The organism is Paenibacillus mobilis (genome assembly GCF_058267595.1).
The window spans coordinates 1-20,580 of sequence record NZ_JBZCMS010000018.1 but is presented as its reverse complement, the minus strand read 5'-3'; the positions used below and the strand labels follow the sequence as shown (position 1 = coordinate 20,580).

The window sequence follows — 20,580 nt, the reverse complement described above, 5'->3', positions numbered from 1 at the left end:
CAGACTATCTGGTTTCGCGATGAGGAGTTTGCTCGTTACAGAACTTGCAAAATTTCTTCATCTCCATGCGGTCGGGGTGGTTACGCTTGTTCTTTGTTGTCGTGTAGTTTCTTTGTTTGCAATTCGTACAAGCCAACGTAATAATTACCCGCATGATGTGCACCTCCCGAAGACATCTTAATCAAGTTAGAAGTCTCTTAATATCCGGACTAACCGGCAAAAGCAGGTCTTCATTCAGCGCGGTATGGATAAGAAAATAGGGAACTTGCAGCTATACTTTCTTATCCATGCCAAATAAGCATGAATTTAGGCCTACTCGAAACACTTTATCATATTTCCAACATCCGTGTCAACGCAAGAATAAGTTCCTTGACCCTCTACGCAGCCTGCGCGGAGGCCGTTTTCCAATGTTCTCCTGAACTGTTTGACGCACCATTTCCCAAGTATAATCACTTAAGCCCCTTGTTAAACCTGAACGGCGAAGAATAATCGGCTGCTGAACAAAAATTCAATTACGGCCAGCGTCAATTAAGCCTCTTCCCGCTCCTCCGACTGAAGGTGCAAAAAAAACACCCCTCAAAGCTGGGGTGTCTGGAACATAATTAAAGCTTGCTTGAACGGTTTTAACTGCCTCAACCGATTTAACTGCCCTGCGAGAAACAATCCATCATGACTTTCATACTAAAAAAGACCCGGTGCCGAGTCCTTTCCTAAAAAGGCTTGCAGATTCACGTCATGCAAATTCGCTTGCCATAATCAACGTTATTGAGTTACGAAGTTAATAATTCCAGGTATTGATTGACAGCTATTGATTTACTGATATTAATTTACTGATATTAATTTACAAACCGTCACGCACTTCAAGGTAACGTTCCAGCTTGCGCTTAACACGCTGCAGCGCATTGTCAATCGACTTCACATGCCGCTTTAAATCTACGGAAATTTCCTGATAGGAACGACCGTCCAGATAAAGCATGAGCACTTTGCGTTCAAGATCGCTTAAAATCTCGGACATTTTGTCCTCGAGGCCGGTAAACTCCTCTTGGTTGATGATCAGCTCTTCCGGATCGCATACCTGTGAGCCGCAAATGACGTCCAGCAGCGTGCGATCGGAATCTTCATCATAAATAGGCTTGTCCAGGGAGACATAAGAATTCAGCGGAATATGCTTCTGCCTCGTTGCCGTCTTGATTGCGGTAATGATTTGTCTCGTGATGCACAGCTCGGCAAACGCTTTAAAGGAGGAAAGCTTATCCCCTTTGTAGTCCCGAATAGACTTATAGAGACCGATCATGCCTTCTTGAATAATGTCTTCCCGATCCGCTCCGATCAAGAAATAGGATCTTGCTTTGGCGCGGACGAAACTCCGATATTTATGAATCAGATACTCCAAGGCTTCGCTGTCCCCACTGCGGACAGATTCTACGATATCTTCATCACTCAGAATTTCATAATCTGATGTTATGAATAAGTTGAGGTCGACACTCAATACAATCCCTCCGGCCGCAACGCACGGTGCTCCGTCACTCTAGTCAAGTATACGATCAGTATATAGGAGAGCATACACAGCGTCAACCACAAAAGTCCTAAATTATGTCAGGTCGAAGTTTGTCAAGAGCATCTGGGAGCAGTACTTAGAGTCACGAAAATCATTGCCTTCGCAGGCGTTCCAGCTCCATCAGCAGTTCCGGAGAAAGCTTGCCCGCCACCGTATTTCTGGAAGAAGTTCGACCCTCCTCGACAATCCTTTCCTTCAGTTCACGCTCGTTCTGTTCGAGCATCGTCAGCAGTTCCCGAGCCGAAAGGCGCAGGGCCCCCTGTCCGAAGATCACGTGCTGCTCGATCATATCGCTTGTTGCGACATAGATCCGGCGCAGCCGGTTGCTCAGTTCACGCACGAGGCGTTCGATGCATTCGTCGGCGGTTTCTTTTTCCTTCGTGAAATAGATTTGCACATTCCGCTGTTTAAAAGCTTTACCTAAACCAGGCACCTGGTAGGCATCAAACACGGCGATCACCTTCCAGCCGGAAAAAGCCTGAAAATCGGCCAGCCGCTCGAGCAGCCGGTCCCGCGCTTCCTGCATGCCGATTTTGGCCAGCTCCGCCAGCTCGGGCCAGCCGCCAATCATGTTGTAGCCGTCCACGAGGAGCACATTTTGCACCTCTGCCATGGACTCTAGCCTTGAGCGCGCCGGCGCAGCACTTCATACATGACGACTCCGGCAGCCACGGACGCATTCAGGGAGTTTAGTTTGCCGGCCATCGGGAGCTTGACGAGAACGTCGCATTTTTCCTTGATCAGTCTGCCCATGCCTTTGTTTTCGTTTCCGATCACCACCGCTACGGGACCTGTAAAAATATTAGTGTCATAGATTTCTTCGCGCGCTTCCACGTCCGTGCCAACTACCCAGACGCCGGCTTCCTTCAACTGGTCGATGGTTTGGGCCAGATTCGTGACCCGGGCTACAGGCACATATTCAACGGCACCCGCCGAGGTTTTGGACACGGTAGCCGTGATGGAAGCCGAACGACGCTTTGGCAAAATAACCCCGTGAACCCCTGTACATTCGGCCGTACGCAAAATGGAGCCGAGATTATGCGGGTCTTCGATTTCATCCAAAATAAGCAGAAAAGGGGGACGCCCTGATTCGCTCGCCGCTTCCAGCAGATCTTCCACTTCGGCATAAGCATATGGCGCTACCTGCGCAACTACGCCCTGGTGCTGCAAGTCGGGAACCATTTGATCCAGCTTGCGTTTATCGACCGTTTGCGTAATAATGCCGAGTTTCCGCGCTTCGGCGATAATTGGCGCGGTCAGATGTTTCTGAGCACCCTCCGCAATCCAAATTTTATTGATTGTCCGGCCGGCCCGCAAAGCCTCAAGCAGCGAGTGCTTGCCGCCGATCCATTCCTGTTGTTCTTGTTCCATTCCTTTTCCTCCCTACATATTCCCTGAAAAAACACTATCTAAAGCTGATCCCGCAAAAAAGAGCGGATTCCGTCCTTACTTGTCCGTTTCCAGCAGCTTCATCCCCTGGTCGACCAGCTGCTGCAGCCGTTCATGCCGGCCGCTGTAGTACAAAAAGCCGACCAGGGCTTCCAGGGCGGTCGCATGACGGTAATCGATGACGTCTGCATTTTTCGGCACGCTGCCCGACTTGGCATTGCGCCCCTGCCGGACGACGTCCTGCTCCTCCTCCGTCAGCTGCGGATCAATCAGCGCGAGCAGCCTGGCCTGCGATTTCGCCGAGACGAACCGGGTCGCCTGCACGTGAAGATGGTGCGGCTTCAGCTTCGGCCGCGAAATCAGATATTGCCGCACTGCCACCTCAAAAACAGCGTCGCCGATATAGGCCAGCACCAGCGGGGGAAGCAGCTTTACGGGCTTGGATGCCGGATAAGGGAACCAGAGCGGCGAAAGGCCGCCGCCCCCTTCAGAAGTCAAACCGTCTTGCGGAGTCAGATCGTCTTGGCTCATTTCCGGCGCCACCGGATACCCTGCGTCGTATCCTCCAAAATGATGCCCTGCGCATCCAGCTGGTCGCGGATTTCATCCGCTCTCGCCCAGTTTTTCGCTTTGCGGGCTTCCGTCCGTTCCACGATAAGGCGTTCGATTTCTTCACTCGGCAGCTCGGCTGCTTCTTCCTCATAAACCCGCAGCACGCTGTTCATTTCGTCAAACGCCGCCAAAGCGGCCAGCAGATCTGCCGGTCTGCAGTGAGCCTTCTGCAGCAGCAGATTGGCTTCGCTGACCCAGTCAAATACGGCGGTAATGGCATCCGGCGTATTGAAGTCATCCTGCATTTTCTCATGGAACTGCTCCAGGATGGCCTCCAGCTTCTCTTTGAACTCAGGCGTCGCTTCTTCCGGGCTGCCCTCTTGACCGTTCAGGCGGTGCTTCACGTTGCCGACTGCGATGGCAATCCGCTCTACGCTGCGCTGAGCCTGCTCCATCACTTCATCCGTATAATTCAGCGGATTGCGGTAATGGCCGGACAACATGAAATAACGAATCGCCGTACGTTTATAGTTTTGGCGAAGATCTTTAACCAATACCCCGTTACCGAGGGATTTGGACATTTTTTCCCCGCCGATGTTGATATATCCGTTGTGCATCCAGTAGTTCGCCAGCGGTTTGCCGGTTAAAGCTTCCGACTGGGCGCATTCGCATTCATGGTGCGGAAATTGAAGGTCCTGGCCGCCGCCATGGATGTCGAGCGTGTCTCCAAGCAGGCTGCGGGCCATGGCCGAGCATTCGATATGCCAGCCCGGACGGCCTTCGCCCCATGGACTGGCCCAGGAAATTTCGCCGGGCTTGGCGGCTTTCCAAAGGACGAAGTCCTCCGGATTTTCCTTGCGCGTGTCTACGTCGATCCGGATGCCGAACTGCAGCTCCCCGATGTTTTGTCCCGACAGCTTGCCGTAATCCTCAAATTTAGCCGTCCGGTAGAACACGTCCCCGCCGTTTTCGTAGGCGTAGCCTTTTTGCTCCAATTCGGAGATAAAGTCGATGATCAGGCCCATATTCTCCGTCACCCGCGGATTCGCGGTCGCCCGCGGAATGCCGAGACCGTCGAGGTCCTCGTAATAAGCCTGGATAAACATGTCAGCCACTTCGGGAACCGTTTTATTCATCTCTTTGGCTACACGGATCAGCTTATCGTCTACGTCGGTGAAGTTCACCACATAGTTGACGTCATAGGAACGATTCTCCAAATAGCTGCGAACCACGTCGAAAAAGATCATCGGACGGGCGTTGCCGATATGGATATACCCGTAAACGGTCGGTCCGCAAACGTACATGGACACTTTCCCTTCCGTTTGAGGGGTGAAGATTTCTTTTGTTCTGGTCATCGTATTATAAATTTGAAGAGCCATAAAAGCATCAATCCTTTCGCGCAGCATCCAAAAGAGGGATAACTGCATCCCTAAGTCAAGATTTGTTCCCCATTGTATCCTTAAACCGTCAAAGTCATTCCGATTGCCCGGAAACTCCCTGCCCCTGAGGCTAAGGCTCCTTTACCGCTTCCGGTTGCCGTTCCCCGAGCCGGCCCCGCATTTCCCGCACCTCTTCCCGCAGCCTTTCGATTTCGCTGTTCATGCTCTGGAGCGCGTCGATGATCGGATCCGGCAGTTCATGATTGAGCCGGTCCGTCCGTTTGCCGCCCTGTTTGACAACCTTGCCCGGAATGCCTACAACCGTCGTATTCGGAGGAACCTCGCGAAGCACAACGGAATTGGCCCCGATATTGCTTTGATCCCCGACCTTGAAAGAACCAAGCACCTTCGCCCCGGAGCCGATAACTACATTATTGCCGATTGTGGGGTGGCGTTTTCCTTTTTCTTTCCCGCTCCCCCCCAGGGTTACCCCTTGATAAAGAACAACATCGTCCCCGATCACGCAGGTTTCCCCGATGACGACCCCCATGCCATGGTCGATAAATAATCGATTCCCGATTACCGCCCCCGGGTGGATCTCAATGCCGGTAAAGAAACGGCTCACCTGAGAAATAATCCGGGCGATGGTAAACCAGCGCCGTTTATAAAACCAGTGGGCGACGCGGTGATTCCATATCGCATGAAGCCCCGAGTAAGTGAACACCACTTCAAACCATCCTCTAGCCGCGGGATCATTGTCAAACACGGCCTGGATATCTGATCTGAACGCCTTGAACATACCTGATCCCTCCCCCTGTCAATACCCTGCAGCCTTTTCCGCTGCCTGCATCTTCCAACTTTCGGTAAAGCATGAAATGCATGATGCCATCGGTTCAAGAGAACCCTGGTGCTCTGTGGTTTGTGGTTGAGCCGATCCCTATAAAAAAGGTTCAGGAACCCGGAACTTTCTTTCGATCGCGACTCTTCCCGATCCAAAATGAAAAAACGCCCCTGCAGCATCATGCTGCAGAGGCGCTTTATAAACGCGGTCCCACTCTGCTTATCTGATCCCCCCTCGTCTTTTGCATGCAAGCAAAAGGCGGACAGACAAGAGCCAGATCCTCTCCGGTGTCCTTAACGGGGACAAAACGGCGCACTCTACAGCGGCGAGCGGACATCTCTCAGTCCCCGCGCATTCAAGCGGCAGCTCCAAGGTGCATTTCGGCCGAACGCTCACCGGACGACTCTCAGCCGCGCAGCTCGTTTCATGCTGCCGGTCATCCTCTCTGTAAGGCGCGTTGCCAGGCTTACTTCTCCTGTTCATCGCTGGTTTATATAGGTTTCATATGCCTTCATCTTACTCAAAAGCCGCACATCTGACAAGAAGCGAGCGGAATTAACCTTTAATTTGGGCTTTTAAACGGTCGAGCACCGTATCTTTGCCCAGGAGATAAATCGTTTGGTTAAGATCGCGGCCGTGCATTTGCCCGGTCAAAGCAACGCGGATCGGCATAAACAGCTGTTTTCCTTTAAAGCCGGTTTCCTTCTGCACTTCCTTGATTAAAGCCGCGATATGCGGAGCGCTGAACTCTTCGGTCGCAGCCAGCTTATCCAGCAAGGCCTTAAGCACCGTAGGCACCTGCTCTTCCGCCAGAATCGCCGCGGCTTCGGTATCCAGCTCCAGATGTGTGCGGAAAAACAATTCGGACAACCCGACGATGTCGGAAGCCGCCGTCATCTGCTCCTGATACAGCGCCACCAGGGCTTCCGCCCACTGCCGCTGCTCAGCCGAAAGCTCCTGCGGCAGACGGCCCGCCTGCTGAAGATGCGGGATCGCGAGGTCGGCAATACGTTTCGGGTCGGAATTTTTAATGTAATGGTTGTTCAAATGCGCCAGCTTGTTCGTGTCAAACACGGCCGGACTGCGTGACAGGCGTTTGGCATCGAAGATCGAAATCAGCTGTTCGCGCGTGAAAAACTCCTCTTCCCCTTCCGGCGACCAGCCAAGCAGGGAAATAAAGTTGAACAGCGCTTCCGGCAGATACCCAAGTTTATCATACTGCTCGATGAACTGGATGATCGATTCGTCGCGTTTGCTCAGCTTTTTGTGGTTTTCGCCCACAATAAGCGTCATATGCGCAAATACCGGCGGCTCCCAGCCGAACGCGTCATAAATCATCAGCTGGCGGGGCGTATTGGATACGTGGTCTTCCCCGCGCAGCACGTGCGAGATTTTCATCAGATGATCGTCCAGCACCACCGCAAAATTATAAGTCGGGATTCCATCTTTCTTCACAATGACGAAGTCGCCGGAAATATCCGACTCTACGCTTATCGTGCCTTTAACAAGGTCGTCCCAGGAAAAAGTCCGTCCTTGCGGCACGCTGAACCGAACGCTCGGCACACGGCCTTCCGCTTCAAAAGCAGCACGCTGCTCATCCGTCAAATGGCGGCATCTGCCGGAATAGCGGGGCGTTTCGCCTCTGGCCTGCTGGGCTTCGCGTTCCGCCTCCAGCTCTTCTTCCGTACAATAACATTTGTACGCCAGACCGCGGTCCAGCAGATCCTGCCAGTACTCTTTATAAATTTCCAGACGTTCAGTCTGACGATAAGGACCATATTCGCCGCCCACGTCCACGCTTTCGTCCCAGTCCAAGCCAAGCCATTTCAAATATTTCAGCTGACTTTCTTCCCCGCCGGCCACGTTCCGCTTCACGTCCGTATCCTCGATCCGGATAATGAATTTTCCGCCCTGGCTGCGGGCGAACAAGTAGTTAAACAAAGCGGTTCTCGAATTGCCGATATGTAAATGCCCCGTCGGACTCGGTGCATAACGGACACGTACTTCGCTCATTGGTAAGTCCCCTCCACGATTTCTATTCCTTCGGTAAAAAGTAATTACCCGGCATCAGCGTATTCACGCCTGAAATCCCGGGTTCATTCCACGATCATAGCATAATTTAATCCGCACAGACAATAGATTAGGCCGTCAGACAAACGATGCACTGCGCAGCAATGCCTTCCCCGCGGCCGGCAAATCCGAGCTGCTCCGTCGTAGTAGCCTTGACGTTCACATTGGCCGGTTCCGCCTTCAAGGCGCCGGCGATGATTTCCACCATTTGAGGAATATACGGAGCCATTTTCGGCTTTTGGGCAATAATCGTGGCATCAAGGTTGCCGAGCTTCAGGCCCCGTTTCTCCACCATCGCCCACACCTGCTCCAGCAGCTTCAGGCTGTCCGCATCCTTGAAAGCCGCATCCGTATCTGGAAAATGACGGCCGATATCTCCTTCGCCAATGGCGCCAAGTATGGCGTCGCTGATCGCGTGCAGAAGCACATCCGCGTCGGAATGGCCGAGCAGCCCTTTTTCATAAGGAATGGTTACTCCCCCAATAATACACGGCCTGCCTTCCACCAGCTGATGGACGTCAAATCCCTGTCCCACTTTAATCATTTCTTGTCCTCTCCCTGCCGTCCCCGCACGGACCGGATAAACGCCGCATAATCCAGATCCTCCGGGGTTGTAATTTTAATATTGGTATAATCGCCTTGCACAATTTTAACCCGGGTTCCCATCCGTTCAACCAGCATCGAATCGTCGGTGCCGATAAAGCCGTTCCTCCGGGCGTCCTCATGCGCCTCCATCAGCTCTAAACGCCGAAAAGCCTGTGGGGTCTGAATGGCCCACAAGCTCCGCCTGTCCGGTGTAGCACTCACAAAACCGTCCGCACCCACGACCTTCACCGTATCCTTAACGGGAACGGCCAGCACCGAGGCTCCGCTTTCCCAGGCCCCTTCGCAGCACGAACGAATAAGAGCGCCGGACACAAACGGACGGACTCCGTCGTGAACAAGCACCCACTCGGCAGCCAACTGCTGCAGCCCTTTATATACCGAATCCTGGCGTTCCGCACCGCCTGAAATGACCGTGGTCACTTTCTGGAGTCCGTAACTGGCCACCCAACTGCGGCAGCGTTCCACATCCTGTTCCCCTGTCACAAGTACAATCTCTGAAATAAGGGGCTCCTGCTCGAAAACTTCAAGCGTATGTACAATAATCGGTTTGCCGTCCAGCAGCAGGTACTGCTTGCTTTCGGTTGTTCCCATCCTTGTGCCGCGGCCCGCCGCCACAATCACGGCGCCGACCTGCCGCCTCATTCCCGGTTCCGTCAAACGTATCTCCTGCCCTGCTTAATATGATGTGCGGAATCCGGTGCCGTTCCAATGCGGCATTAACCGCCGCAATCCGGCTCCGGCTTTATATCCGCCGATTTCCTTCATCCATCATACCTTGTTATTGGGCTTTTTCCAACAGTTTCGGTTTCGCAAAAATCATCCGTCCCGCCGAGGTCTGCAGCACGCTCGTCACCAGAACCTCGGTGATGCTGCCGATAAAATCGCGTCCTCCCTCGACGACGATCATAGTCCCGTCATCCAGATAAGCTACGCCTTGCCCGTATTCTTTCCCGTCTTTGATCACCTGGACCATAATCTCTTCGCCCGGCAGCACAACCGGTTTAACCGCATTAGCCAGGTCATTGATATTCAGCACGGACACGCCCTGCAGCTCGCACACTTTGTTCAGGTTGAAGTCGTTGGTGACGACTTTGCCGTGAAGAAGTTTGGCAAGCTTGACCAGCTTGCTGTCCACTTCGGAAATCTCTTCGAAATCCCCCTCATAAATCAACACCTGCACATCCAGCTCTTTCTGGATCTTGTTCAGGATATCCAGCCCTCTGCGTCCCCGGTTGCGTTTGAGCAAATCCGAAGAATCGGCAATATGCTGAAGTTCTTCCAGTACAAATTGAGGGATCACGATCGTACCTTCAATAAAACCGGTTTTGCAAATATCCGCGATCCGCCCGTCGATTATGACGCTGGTATCCAGGATTTTGTGTTCATGGGCCCACTTCTCTTCCGCTTGCACGGCATTCCATTTGCCGGACTTCCAGAAGGAGCCGAGCTCTTCTTTTTTCTCCAGCCCGATACGCAAACCCGCATAACCAAGCAGACAGGCGCTGGCCAGCCTTACCCAATCGCTCATGTCTCCAAGCCATGTCGTTGCCGGGTACAGCAGCAGTGAAATAAGCAGTCCCGCCATCAGCCCGGCCGCGCCGGCCGCAAGCTGATCCATAGGTTGTCTGGACAAAGAAGTGATGCCGGAAAGCACACGGTCTGAAATCATTTTTGCAAAGATAGAGAAGATCAAAAGAAAGAGGCAAGCACCTACGGCAGCAAAAATAAGATGAACGCTCAACTCATTCATAGAGACCAATACATTTTGGAATGACTGCGGCAAATAGGGATACAAGGCTTCATTCGTATAGCCAGCCCAGGCCCCGCAAAGGCCTGCTAATATTTGAAAGGCTCTCTTTATCATGGAGTCCTTTCACCTCCTTTTGTTACCCAGTATGAACCAAATACTGGTATTTCAATCCCCGCGGGGAAAATTTTTTATGCCGGACTGCTGCCGAATTCCAGCCTTGTTAGCTTCAATTTGCTTCAGAACAGGGATTTTCAGTTAGGCGAAGCTTTTCTTTTTTGGTTGAAAATGGTTTTGGGCCTAGACTATAATAAATGCAACTTAACTTGATAAAGGTGGATGGAAAAATGAGCGCATTAACCTTACAGTCTTTTCAAGAACAAGTCTCTGAATTGCTGCTCCGTCACCGCAGTCTGCTGGATGTTCTCTCCAAAAACGGTCAGAGCAGCGCTTCTGTCAATCGAGCTGTCGTCAAAGCGGTAACGGAATGCGGCTGCATTGAACTCCATGCGACCAAACAAATTCTCGAACCGGAAATGAGCCTTGAGCAGGCGAAGGAAGTCGCGGGCAAACATGTCCACGGACAATTGTGCGACGCTTGCCGGGAAGCCATCAGCGCCGAATTGGGCCGAAATTTGTTCTACATGTCCGCACTGTGCAATTTGCTTGATATCAATATGGATGAAGTCGTCGAAAACGAATCCAAAAAATGCAGTACGCTTGGTTTGTTTAACTTGTCTTGAGCCTGGTTTAGTCTATATAAGCAAATGCAAAAAAGCCGCCCGGCGAGCCGGACGGCTTTTCTTGCTGAATCAGGTTTATATTATGAGTTCTTCGAACGATATACTTCTTCGGAGGAATGATTTTTCCGTTTAAACAGGCGTTCAATGTTTTGTTTGAAGCCATACAGGGCATAAAGGACCAGCGGGACAAAAATAAGCTTCGACAATTCCTCCGGAAACTTGACCGCAATAACGATCGCCGCCATAACAATCCATGGAGCAATCCAAACGGCCTTGCGGGGTAACCCGATTTTCTTGAAATTAGGATAACGAACCGTGCTGACCATCAAATAAGACAACAGCAGCATGGCGATAATAAAATAAAGAGCGCTGATTTCTTTGTGGAACAAAGACAGCGTTGCAAGCACGCTTCCCGCAGCCGGAATCGGCAGACCTACGAAATACCCCGGAATGCCGGGCTTTACGTTGAAACGGGCCAATCGGAGAGCGCCGCACATCGGGAAGATCGCGGTGACAATCCAGGCAAGTGCAGTCGGTACGCTGTGGAAGGAGATACTGTACATAATCATGGCCGGCGCAATGCCAAAAGAAATGACGTCTGACAATGAATCAAGCTCCTTGCCGAATTCGCTTTGGCATCCCAGCGCTCGTGCAGCACGCCCATCGAGTCCGTCCAGCAGCATCGCCACAATGACCATGATGGCCGCCAAACTGTACTTCCCGCTTTGCGTCAACATGATGGCGATCATTCCGAGAAACAAGTTACCGAGCGTAAACATGTTCGGAATTGATTTTGTTATCATTTCTTCACCTCTAATTTATTGTTCCCCAACCTTCCTGAGATTCAGCATGAAACCTTCCGGAGGTTACTTGGGAATACCAGCAGCCGCTGGTAATTCCTCTTGCAGGATCGACATAAGATGATACCTTCCAAAAGCCGCATCCATGTATTCTAATCCAATCAGATTTGTCTGTCAATAAATACCTGCTCTTGCAATCGTTTTAAACCGTCTTTGATCGCTCTGGCCCGGGATTCGCCAATACCGTCCACTTCGTCCAGTTCTCCGATGGAAGCCATCATAACTCCCGGCAGCTGATCAAAACGCTCCACCAAATTATGAATGATCACATTCGGCAGGCGCGGGATTTTGTTCAAAATCCGGTAACCCCTTGGAGCAATGATCTCTTCGGAGGTCGCTGCGGAAGAGGGATAACCCAGCAGGCGCGTAATATGGTGAACGTCGAGAAGCTCATCATCGCTTGAGCGTTTAAGTCCCATAATGATATCACGAATCGCTTCGTCGTCGTCTTCTTTGGCATAATCTTTATAAAGCAGCCAGGCTTCTTCCTCCATATTGCTGACCAGCTCTTCCATCTGCATGCTGATCAGTCTTCCTTCAGTGCCGAGCTCGTTGATAAAACGTTTGATTTCGAGCTTGACTCGGATAACCATTTCGACCCTTTGAATGACGTTAATGACCTCCGGCAGCGTAACCAGTTCTTCAAACTCCGAAGCCGAAAGGTTCGTCAAAGCCTGATTCAGCACGGATCTGTATTTCTCCAGCGTCTGGATCGCCTGATTGGCTTTCGTCAGGATTACGCCGATTTCCTTCAGCGAATACCGCAGCCCGCCTTGATACAAGGTAATGATATTCCGCCGCTGGGAAATCGAGACCACCAGCTTGCCGGTCTGTTTGGCCACCCGCTCGGCGGTACGGTGCCGGATCCCGGTTTCTGAAGAGGAAATCGACGAATCCGGAATCAGCTGCGTGTTGGCATACAAAATCCGTTTCAAATCTTCGCTGAGAATAATCGCCCCGTCCATTTTGGCCAGCTCATACAAATAGTTCGGCGAGAAATCGCAGTTGATGAAAAATCCGCCCTCCACTACCTCCATCACTTCAGGGCTGTAGCCGACGACAAGCAGGCCGCCTGTTTTGGCGCGGAGCACGTTTTCAAGCCCGTCGCGAAAAGCGGTTCCCGGCGCAACCAGCCTAAGCAGGTCATTCATTTTCTCCAGTTGATTCGGTTCTTTCATTCCCTCTTGCCCCCTAATTTAACGCGGCCGACAGCGCCTCAGCTACGGTATTTACGCCAATGACCTTTATTTCTTTGGGGCTGTTCCACCCCTTTAAACTTTTCTCCGGTAAAATAACCCGCTTAAAGCCGAGCTTTGCCGCTTCCCGCACCCGCTGCTCTGCCCGGGACACCGCCCGAACCTCGCCCGTCAAGCCGATTTCACCGAAGATCACGTCTTCCGGCTTCGTCGGCACATCCCTGAAGCTTGAAGCGATGCTCACCGCAATCGCCAGATCGACGGCCGGCTCGTCGAGCCGTACTCCGCCTGCCACATTCAAGTAAGCGTCCTGGTTTTGCAGGAACATGCCCATCCGTTTCTCCAGCACCGCGATGATCAGGTTCATCCGATGAAGGTCTACGCCGGTTCCCATTCTTCTCGGAGCCGGAAAATGTGTGGCTGCGATCAGCGCCTGTAATTCCACCAACATAGGCCTTGTTCCTTCCATACTGGCAACAACTGTCGAGCCCGCCGCTCCCGCCGATCTTTCCGACAGAAACAGCTCGGAAGGATTCGACACCTCCGCCAAACCGGATTCGTTCATTTCGAAGATCCCGATCTCATTCGTACTGCCGAAGCGGTTTTTCACCGCCCGAAGCAGCCGGTACGTATGGTGTCGTTCCCCTTCGAAATAAAGGACGCAGTCCACCATATGCTCCAGCATCCGCGGGCCTGCGATGGCTCCTTCTTTCGTAACGTGTCCGACCAGCACGGTGGCAATGCCCTGCCCTTTGGCTATCCGCATAAAACGGCCCGTGCATTCCCGGACCTGGGATACGCTGCCCGGTGCGCTCGTAATTTCCGACAAATAAACCGTTTGAATCGAATCTATCACCAAAAAGTCAGGTTTTACGCTGTCAATCGCTTCCTCGATCCGTTCCACGCTGCTTTCGCACAGTACGTACAGCTCCGGAGATAAAGCCCCCAGTCTTTCTGCGCGCATTTTGGTTTGGCGAACGGATTCTTCGCCTGAAATATACAACACTCTAAGGCCTGACTTGGCCAGCTCATGCGACGTTTGCAGCAACAGGGTCGATTTCCCGATGCCCGGATCCCCGCCGACCAAAATCAGCGAACCCGGCACCAGACCTCCGCCCAGCACCCGGTTCAACTCGCCGATGCCGGTTTGCACCCGCTGCTCCGTACCACTATCTATGCTTATGATGGGAAGCGGCTTTTCTTTACTTTGGAAAATGCCGGACGACATGCCTTGCGTTTTGACCACGGTGTCCAGTTCCTCCACCATGGAGTTCCATGCGCCGCAGCCCGGACATTTTCCGTACCATTTCGGGGTTTCGTAGCCGCATTCCGTACAGAAAAATTTTGTTTTAGTTTTAGCCATTGACCTCTCCCTATACAATAGTCACCATTAAAAAGTTTACCACTTCTCAAGACGGAACAAAAGTTCCTCCCGCGCTATTTTCCTAACCTTTTCATCGGCAAAAATCCAAAATTATTTAGCAGTCGAAAGGCATCCCGGCAAAACGAAAAAAAGGCCGCTCTGACACCCGGTGTCAGAGCGGCCTTTGGGTTATTTTATTCTGTGCCCCGTTAGAATTCCAAAGGAAGCTTACGCTTCCGATGAAATTTTTCCTGCCGGATTTACCGTCAGTTCGCCGTTCTCTTCATCGATGATGAGGGAATCGCCTTTCTTCACGTTACCCGTCAGCAGCTCTTCGGACAAACGGTCCTCGATATGCTTCTGGATGGCGCGGCGGAGCGGACGTGCGCCGTAGGCCGGATCAAATCCGGCTTTGGCCAGGAACGCTTTCGCCTTGTCGGTGAGCAGGAAATCGACGTCGTATTCACGGAGCCGTTTGCGCAGCTCTTCGGACATGAGCGTAACGATTTCGGCAATGTGGGCTTCCTGCAGGGAATGGAAGACGATAATTTCGTCGATCCGGTTCAGGAACTCCGGACGGAAGCTTTTCTTAAGCTCATCCATCACTTTGCCTTTCATGTTGTCATAGTCCGCACCTGCGTCAACCGCAGCGGTAAAGCCCATAGTCGTGTTCCGTTTGATCGCTTCGGCGCCGACGTTGGACGTCAGGATGATCAGCGTGTTGCGGAAGTCAACCACACGGCCTTTGGAGTCTGTCAGACGTCCATCTTCAAGCACTTGAAGCAGGATGTTGAACACTTCAGGGTGTGCTTTTTCGATTTCATCAAGCAGAACTACGGAGTAAGGTTTGCGGCGTACTTTTTCCGTCAGCTGGCCGCCTTCTTCATAACCCACATATCCCGGAGGCGCTCCGACGAGACGGGAAGTCGAATGTTTCTCCATGTATTCGGACATGTCGATCCGGATGACCGCATTTTCATCGCCGAACATCGCTTCCGCAAGCGCGCGTGCAAGCTCGGTTTTACCTACGCCGGTTGGCCCAAGGAAAATAAACGAACCCATCGGACGTTTTGGATCCTTCAGACCCGCACGGGCGCGGCGGATGGCGCGGCTGACAGCCTTAACGGCTTCTTCCTGGCCGATGACGCGTTCATGCAGGATCTGCTCCATATTCAAGAGGCGTTCGGTTTCTTCCTCTTTCAGTTTGTTTACCGGAATACCGGTCCAGCTGGCTACAACCTGAGCGATATCTTCAGGCGTTACCTCTGAATCGGTACGGCCTTGTTTTTCTTTCCATTGGTTTTTGGTCGTCTCCAGCTCTTCGCGGATCTTCTGCTCCGTATCGCGGAGAGCCGCCGCTTTCTCGAATTCCTGGGATTGAACCGCAGCGTCTTTCTCCTTGCGGATGTCCTCCAGGCGGCTTTCAAGCTGTTTCAGGTTTGGCGGAGCCGTATAAGAGTTCAATCTGACTTTGGAACCTGCTTCGTCGATCAAATCGATCGCTTTGTCCGGCAGGAACCGGTCAGAGATGTAACGGTCGGACAGCTTAACGGCCTGTTCAATCGCTTCATCGGTAATTTTCACGCGGTGATGCGCTTCATAGCGGTCCCGCAGACCCATCAGAATTTGAATGGCTTCTTCCGGAGACGGCTGGTCAACCGTGATCGGTTGGAACCGGCGTTCCAGCGCCGCATCTTTTTCAATATATTTTCTGTATTCATCCAGCGTTGTGGCGCCAATGCACTGCAGCTCGCCGCGGGCCAAAGCCGGCTTCAGAATGTTGGAGGCGTCGATCGCACCCTCCGCGCCGCCTGCACCGATTAGCGTATGCAGCTCATCAATGAAGAGGATGATATTGCCCGCTTGGCGGATTTCATCCATGATCTTTTTGAGGCGGTCTTCAAATTCGCCGCGGTATTTGGTTCCGGCTACGACAGAACCCATATCCAGCGTCATAACGCGTTTATCGCGCAGCGTTTCCGGAATTTCGTTATCCACGATCCGTTGAGCGAGACCTTCGGCGATGGCTGTTTTACCAACCCCCGGTTCACCGATCAGCACCGGATTGTTTTTGGTCCTGCGGCTGAGCACCTGAATCACGCGTTCAATTTCTTTCGCACGTCCGATGACCGGATCCAGATTGCCTTCTTTAGCAAAAGCGGTAAGATCGCGGGCCAAGCTGTCCAGCGTTGGCGTATTGACGTTCGCCGGCTGGCCATGGTGGCTGGATACCGCTTCGCTGCTGCCCAGCAGCTGCAGCACTTGCTGGCGGGCTTTGTTCAGGCTAATGCCCAGGTTGTTCAGCACGCGGGCCGCTACGCCTTCTCCTTCACGAATCAGTCCCAGCAAAATGTGCTCTGTGCCTACATAAGTATGACCGAGCTTCCGAGCTTCATCCATCGAGAGCTCGATGACCTTCTTAGCGCGTGGTGTATATGCAATATTGGTCGGCTGTTCCTGGCCGCGTCCAATCAAAGTTTCTACTTCATCCTGAATCTTCTCAAGTCCAAGGCCGAGTCCGACAAGCGCTTTAGCGGCGATGCCTTCTCCTTCACGAATCAGCCCCAGCAAAATATGTTCTGTACCGATATTGTTATGGCCGAGCCTTACCGCTTCTTCCTGAGCCAAGGCCAGCACTTTTTGCGCACGTTCCGTAAATCGTCCAAACATCATTCTCCTGCACCTCCATGATTGGTGAATTTACCTTTTCTTACTTTAGGTATTTCTTCAGATGTATCTTTAGGTTTCTCTAAGGTGTCACTTTAAACCTTTACCCAGTTTCTCACGGATCAGTCTGGCACGAAATGTATCCATTTCGCCAGGTTCCATGCTGCCTTCGTAGTTATTGTACAAAAAGCCTGGCTGGGTAAGCACCATCAGTTCATTCAGGCACTGAGGGGTAATGCCTTCAATCAGCCCAAGATCAATGCCGAGCCGCACATCCGACAACCGCTGGGCCGCCTCCTTCGAGTCGATCATCGCCGCATAGGACAAAATGCCGAAGGAACGCATCACCCGGTCGGTTACCCGGAGCCGCGATTCGTTCAACAATCTTTCGCGGGCCGTTTTCTCATGACCGATGATTTGGAGCACTACGCTGCGGAGATTATCAATAATTTCCGCTTCGCTTTGTCCCAGTGTAATCTGATTTGAGATTTGAAACAAGTTCCCCATCGCTTCGCTGCCTTCGCCATAGATTCCCCGGACCGTCAAACCGATTTGGGATACGGCCGACAAAATGCGGTTAATCTGCTGCGTCAGCACCAGCGCCGGCAAATGCATCATGACCGATGCGCGGAGACCGGTACCCACATTCGTGGGGCAGCTGGTCAGATACCCTCTTTTATCATCAAAAGCAAAATTGACATGGTCTTCAAAAATATCGTCCACAGCCGTCGCTTTCTCCCAGGCTTCCTTAAGTTGAAAACCCGGATACAAACATTGGATGCGGAGATGGTCTTCTTCGTTGACCATGATGCTTAAGCTTTCATCATCACTAATAAATACAGCGCCATTTCGGGATTCATTGGCCAGGTTCGGACTGATCAGGTGTTTCTCAACCAGCATCTTCTTGTTCAGCTCATCAAGCGCAGAAAGCTCAATGGGATGAATTTCGCCGTAAACCTCAAGCCTTGGATCCTCAAGCACTTCCTTCAGCTCATCCTGAACTTCCTCCAAATGCCGGTTCGTAGCCAGCAGAGGAAACGGATGCTGCTGCAGGTTGCGGGCAATCCGCACCCGGCTGCTGATGACGATCTCCGACTCGGCGCCGGTCGTCTTCATCCAGTGGCTAAGCGGCTGCTCGGTAAAACGGATAGCACTCATTGTTTTGACCCCCTATCACTCGCTGATTTGTCTCTCGAGCTCCCGGATTTGGTCCCTGAGCTGGGCAGCCGCCTCAAATTCCTCCTGGTTGATGCTCTCCTGCAAACGGCGTTTCAAATCAGCGATTTGGCGTTTCGTCCGGATTTCTCCGCCAACCCTTACCGGCACTTTGCCGGTGTGGACCGTGCTGCCGTGAACTCTTTTGAAAAGCGGGTCCAAACGGTCATTAAAATATTTATAACAAGAACTGCAGCCGAATCTTCCCAGCTTGCTGAATTGGGAATAAGTCATGCCGCAGACCTCACATCTTAAATTCTCGGGGCTTGTTGCCCGTTTTCCCTGCTCGGCAGTTTCGAAATTAAGCAGCCCGGACAAAAGGTTATGAATCGAAAACCCGCCGGATGTGCCCGGGATTAAATCCCCTTTTTCCCTGGCGCAGGATTCACATAAATGATATTCGCTTTTGTCTCCATTTACAATTTTGCTGAAATGAAGACTGGCCGGTCGCTTCCCGCATTCCTGGCAAAGCATTCGGCATCCCTCCTTAACGAAATGGCTGAACATTGCTGTACAATTCCTGCAGGAGTTTCTTCTTTACTATTCATACTCGTTGACTCCGTTACTTGCTCAAAAGCGAAATCAACATCGCCTTCATGATATTCGCCCTGATCTGATCCCGATACGGAAGCTTCAAGGCTATCACTTCCCTGGAAATGGCCGCTCTCATCAGATTGGCTTCGCGAGGCGTCAGCACCTTCGCTTCCTCCAGCTGATAAATCAATCCTTCCGCCGCCGACTGTCCCATTTCGGAACCGATCGTCTGATGCAGATGGGTATGAAGCGACATAGGTCCCGGAAGCTCTACGCGCCTGATGCGGATATAACCGCCGCCGCCGCGCTTGCTCTCCACAAGGTAACCTTTCTCCAGCGTAAATCTAGTGCTTATTACATAATTAATCTGGGAAGGCACACAGGAGAATTTATCAGCCAAATCATTCCGCTGAATTTCTACAGCTCCGGAAGGACTATCATGCATCATGCTTTTTAGATATTTCTCAATAATATCCGAGATGTTGCGCAATCCCTTCCCCTCCTCAGTATTACAAAAAACCTTAAACTTCTACCTAAACCTTTACTTAGACCCTTACTTACCTTTACTTAAACCTTAGAAAAAGCCTATTATTGACTTTGACTTTCTTTGACTTTATTCATATTATAGCACAATTTTCTTTTTTGCCAAGTGCTTTCGTTTTTATCATTAGTTTGGGCTTACAGGAGATTATTTATTCTTGCTGCACGGGGATTTTGAAGCACTGATCCTCGATAAAATCCTCATTTAAGGACTAAATTAGTCGCCCATTCAAAATCACCGTTGTCACTACAGTCGTCTTTATTATTACCCGATTTCCGTTTTTACGAACAAATTCCCCCATGCTCGACTTATCCCTAAGCCAAAAGAATAAACTTATCGAGATTGAGTCCTTTCCTGTGGATAAATGCTTTCAAAAAGCCAGATTAAGCCTCTCAGCGAATTAATACTTGGAGTTAGCGAAACTAAAAAGGGGATTATGGGGATGAGTTTGTGAATTTGTGGAGAATGTTCTCGACCTTTGTTCGAATTTATACACGGCTATGGATAAAATGTGTATGAAAGGAGATAAAAAGAAAATCCAATAACGGGGGGGGATGAGAATTTGGGGATAACAAGCTGGTATAGACAACAAATCTCTTCATTCTGCGAATTAAATAAGGACCACTGTTAATATTATCAACAGCAGTCTTCGGATTACCTAATCGTCCATCTTGGGGGAACCACCAATCATATCGATTTTCCAAGGGCCGCCAATTTCATCTTCCCTAACATGTATCGCATAAATATTTAAGCCGTTTCTGATATCCGTTTGTTCTGCAGACAACGTACCCCTTCTTTTAAAAGTCATTTCCAGGTAAATGACTTATAATCCGCGCCCCTTCATCCTCTCTGTCGTATCCATCCAACAGTTTGACTGGCTTCATCATAATTTTGTTCGCCACGCAGCCTGAAATAATCCCAGGCCACCTTCCATGGCTGATCGGTAGGCGGCGATGTATAAACTTTGAGGTTGCCATTCACAGACGCTTAACAGTAGCAATAAAGCAAACACGCCAGCAATCAATATCTTCTTCAAAATGAATCCCCCTAGCTTCACATGTATAAGTCTTCTAAAAAGGTCCTTCTCAAAAAGCTAAAGCTAGATTCTTTTATTGTTCAAGATTAGATCTACTCTTCAAAAAGGATAAAAAAAGAAAAAGAGCACTGCCGATAATACGGCAGTGCTCTTTATTTTTGCTTGGCGGCATCCTACTCTCCCAGGACCCTGCGGTCCAAGTACCATCGGCGCTGGAGGGCTTAACGGTCGTGTTCGGGATGGGTACGTGTGGAACCCCTCCGCCATCGCCACCAAACGGGCA

At 51.3% G+C, this 20,580-nt stretch carries 20 protein-coding genes and 1 rRNA gene; 1 reads left to right on the top strand and 20 read right to left on the bottom strand.

The features are described 5' to 3' along the window. Window positions 1-4 precede the first annotated feature (4 nt). The 11 genes from rpmG to AC3ZPD_RS21745 form a co-directional block, all read right to left on the bottom strand. Entirely contained in the window at window positions 5-154 is a 150-nt protein-coding gene (gene rpmG, locus AC3ZPD_RS21795; protein ID WP_076176720.1) for a 50S ribosomal protein L33, read from the bottom strand. A 687-nt stretch (window positions 155-841) separates the two neighbouring features. Continuing rightward, window positions 842-1,489: an RNA polymerase sporulation sigma factor SigH gene (gene sigH / locus AC3ZPD_RS21790; RefSeq protein WP_068698268.1), complete on the bottom strand. Its 648-nt coding sequence runs from the start codon at window positions 1,487-1,489 to the stop codon at window positions 842-844. Between the two features lie 160 nt (window positions 1,490-1,649). After that, window positions 1,650-2,171, bottom strand: a complete 522-nt coding sequence (locus AC3ZPD_RS21785) for an NYN domain-containing protein (RefSeq protein WP_490986369.1) — start codon at window positions 2,169-2,171, stop codon at window positions 1,650-1,652. A 5-nt stretch (window positions 2,172-2,176) separates the two neighbouring features. Then, window positions 2,177-2,929: a 23S rRNA (guanosine(2251)-2'-O)-methyltransferase RlmB gene (rlmB, locus tag AC3ZPD_RS21780; protein WP_490986368.1), complete on the bottom strand. Its 753-nt coding sequence runs from the start codon at window positions 2,927-2,929 to the stop codon at window positions 2,177-2,179. Between the two features lie 75 nt (window positions 2,930-3,004). Further along, complete coding sequence (locus tag AC3ZPD_RS21775) at window positions 3,005-3,478, bottom strand: Mini-ribonuclease 3 (RefSeq protein ID WP_490986367.1); 474 nt, start codon at window positions 3,476-3,478, stop codon at window positions 3,005-3,007. Next, entirely contained in the window at window positions 3,475-4,878 is a 1,404-nt protein-coding gene (gene cysS, locus AC3ZPD_RS21770) for a cysteine--tRNA ligase (RefSeq protein WP_490986366.1), read from the bottom strand. The genes AC3ZPD_RS21775 and cysS overlap by 4 nt, the downstream gene beginning before the upstream one ends. A gap of 130 nt (window positions 4,879-5,008) precedes the next feature. After that, window positions 5,009-5,677, bottom strand: coding sequence for a serine O-acetyltransferase (cysE, locus tag AC3ZPD_RS21765; RefSeq protein WP_490986365.1), 669 nt, complete (start codon window positions 5,675-5,677; stop codon window positions 5,009-5,011). Window positions 5,678-6,274: 597 nt separating this feature from the next. Continuing rightward, window positions 6,275-7,732: a glutamate--tRNA ligase gene (gene gltX / locus AC3ZPD_RS21760; RefSeq protein ID WP_490986364.1), complete on the bottom strand. Its 1,458-nt coding sequence runs from the start codon at window positions 7,730-7,732 to the stop codon at window positions 6,275-6,277. Window positions 7,733-7,859: 127 nt separating this feature from the next. Beyond that, on the bottom strand, window positions 7,860-8,333 hold the full coding sequence (gene ispF / locus AC3ZPD_RS21755) for a 2-C-methyl-D-erythritol 2,4-cyclodiphosphate synthase (RefSeq protein WP_490986363.1): 474 nt from the start codon (window positions 8,331-8,333) through the stop codon (window positions 7,860-7,862). After that, window positions 8,330-9,037 (bottom strand): 2-C-methyl-D-erythritol 4-phosphate cytidylyltransferase, encoded by a 708-nt coding sequence (gene ispD, locus AC3ZPD_RS21750; protein ID WP_490986401.1) that lies wholly within the window; start codon window positions 9,035-9,037, stop codon window positions 8,330-8,332. Before ispD ends, ispF begins: the two co-directional genes overlap by 4 nt. Window positions 9,038-9,173: 136 nt before the next feature. After that, window positions 9,174-10,259 carry a PIN/TRAM domain-containing protein gene (locus AC3ZPD_RS21745; RefSeq protein ID WP_490986362.1) on the bottom strand — a complete coding sequence of 362 codons (1,086 nt, stop codon included), beginning with the start codon at window positions 10,257-10,259 and terminating at the stop codon, window positions 9,174-9,176. Window positions 10,260-10,489: 230 nt separating this feature from the next. Here AC3ZPD_RS21745 and AC3ZPD_RS21740 point away from each other — a divergent pair, with 230 nt between their 5' ends. Next, window positions 10,490-10,885: a nucleoside triphosphate pyrophosphohydrolase family protein gene (locus AC3ZPD_RS21740; RefSeq protein ID WP_094094370.1), complete on the top strand. Its 396-nt coding sequence runs from the start codon at window positions 10,490-10,492 to the stop codon at window positions 10,883-10,885. A gap of 80 nt (window positions 10,886-10,965) precedes the next feature. Here the strand turns inward: AC3ZPD_RS21740 and pssA are convergent, their stop codons facing one another. From pssA to rrf, 9 genes are all read right to left on the bottom strand, one after another. Beyond that, window positions 10,966-11,688 carry a CDP-diacylglycerol--serine O-phosphatidyltransferase gene (gene pssA / locus AC3ZPD_RS21735; protein ID WP_490986361.1) on the bottom strand — a complete coding sequence of 241 codons (723 nt, stop codon included), beginning with the start codon at window positions 11,686-11,688 and terminating at the stop codon, window positions 10,966-10,968. A 158-nt stretch (window positions 11,689-11,846) separates the two neighbouring features. Continuing rightward, complete coding sequence (gene disA, locus AC3ZPD_RS21730; RefSeq protein ID WP_490986360.1) at window positions 11,847-12,923, bottom strand: DNA integrity scanning diadenylate cyclase DisA; 1,077 nt, start codon at window positions 12,921-12,923, stop codon at window positions 11,847-11,849. A gap of 13 nt (window positions 12,924-12,936) precedes the next feature. After that, window positions 12,937-14,304 (bottom strand): DNA repair protein RadA, encoded by a 1,368-nt coding sequence (gene radA / locus AC3ZPD_RS21725; RefSeq protein WP_490986359.1) that lies wholly within the window; start codon window positions 14,302-14,304, stop codon window positions 12,937-12,939. Between the two features lie 228 nt (window positions 14,305-14,532). Next, window positions 14,533-16,977, bottom strand: coding sequence for an ATP-dependent protease ATP-binding subunit ClpC (gene clpC, locus AC3ZPD_RS21720; protein ID WP_068698290.1), 2,445 nt, complete (start codon window positions 16,975-16,977; stop codon window positions 14,533-14,535). Between the two features lie 84 nt (window positions 16,978-17,061). Beyond that, complete coding sequence (gene mcsB / locus AC3ZPD_RS21715; RefSeq protein WP_490986358.1) at window positions 17,062-18,129, bottom strand: protein-arginine kinase McsB; 1,068 nt, start codon at window positions 18,127-18,129, stop codon at window positions 17,062-17,064. A 15-nt stretch (window positions 18,130-18,144) separates the two neighbouring features. After that, window positions 18,145-18,660: a protein-arginine kinase activator protein McsA gene (mcsA, locus tag AC3ZPD_RS21710; RefSeq protein ID WP_490986357.1), complete on the bottom strand. Its 516-nt coding sequence runs from the start codon at window positions 18,658-18,660 to the stop codon at window positions 18,145-18,147. Between the two features lie 88 nt (window positions 18,661-18,748). Beyond that, window positions 18,749-19,210 (bottom strand): CtsR family transcriptional regulator, encoded by a 462-nt coding sequence (locus AC3ZPD_RS21705; RefSeq protein ID WP_490986356.1) that lies wholly within the window; start codon window positions 19,208-19,210, stop codon window positions 18,749-18,751. Window positions 19,211-20,144: 934 nt separating this feature from the next. Next, window positions 20,145-20,297: a hypothetical protein gene (locus AC3ZPD_RS21700; RefSeq protein WP_490986355.1), complete on the bottom strand. Its 153-nt coding sequence runs from the start codon at window positions 20,295-20,297 to the stop codon at window positions 20,145-20,147. 160 nt (window positions 20,298-20,457) lie between these two features. Then, window positions 20,458-20,574, bottom strand: a 5S ribosomal RNA gene (gene rrf, locus AC3ZPD_RS21695). Between the last annotated feature and the right edge of the window lie 6 nt (window positions 20,575-20,580).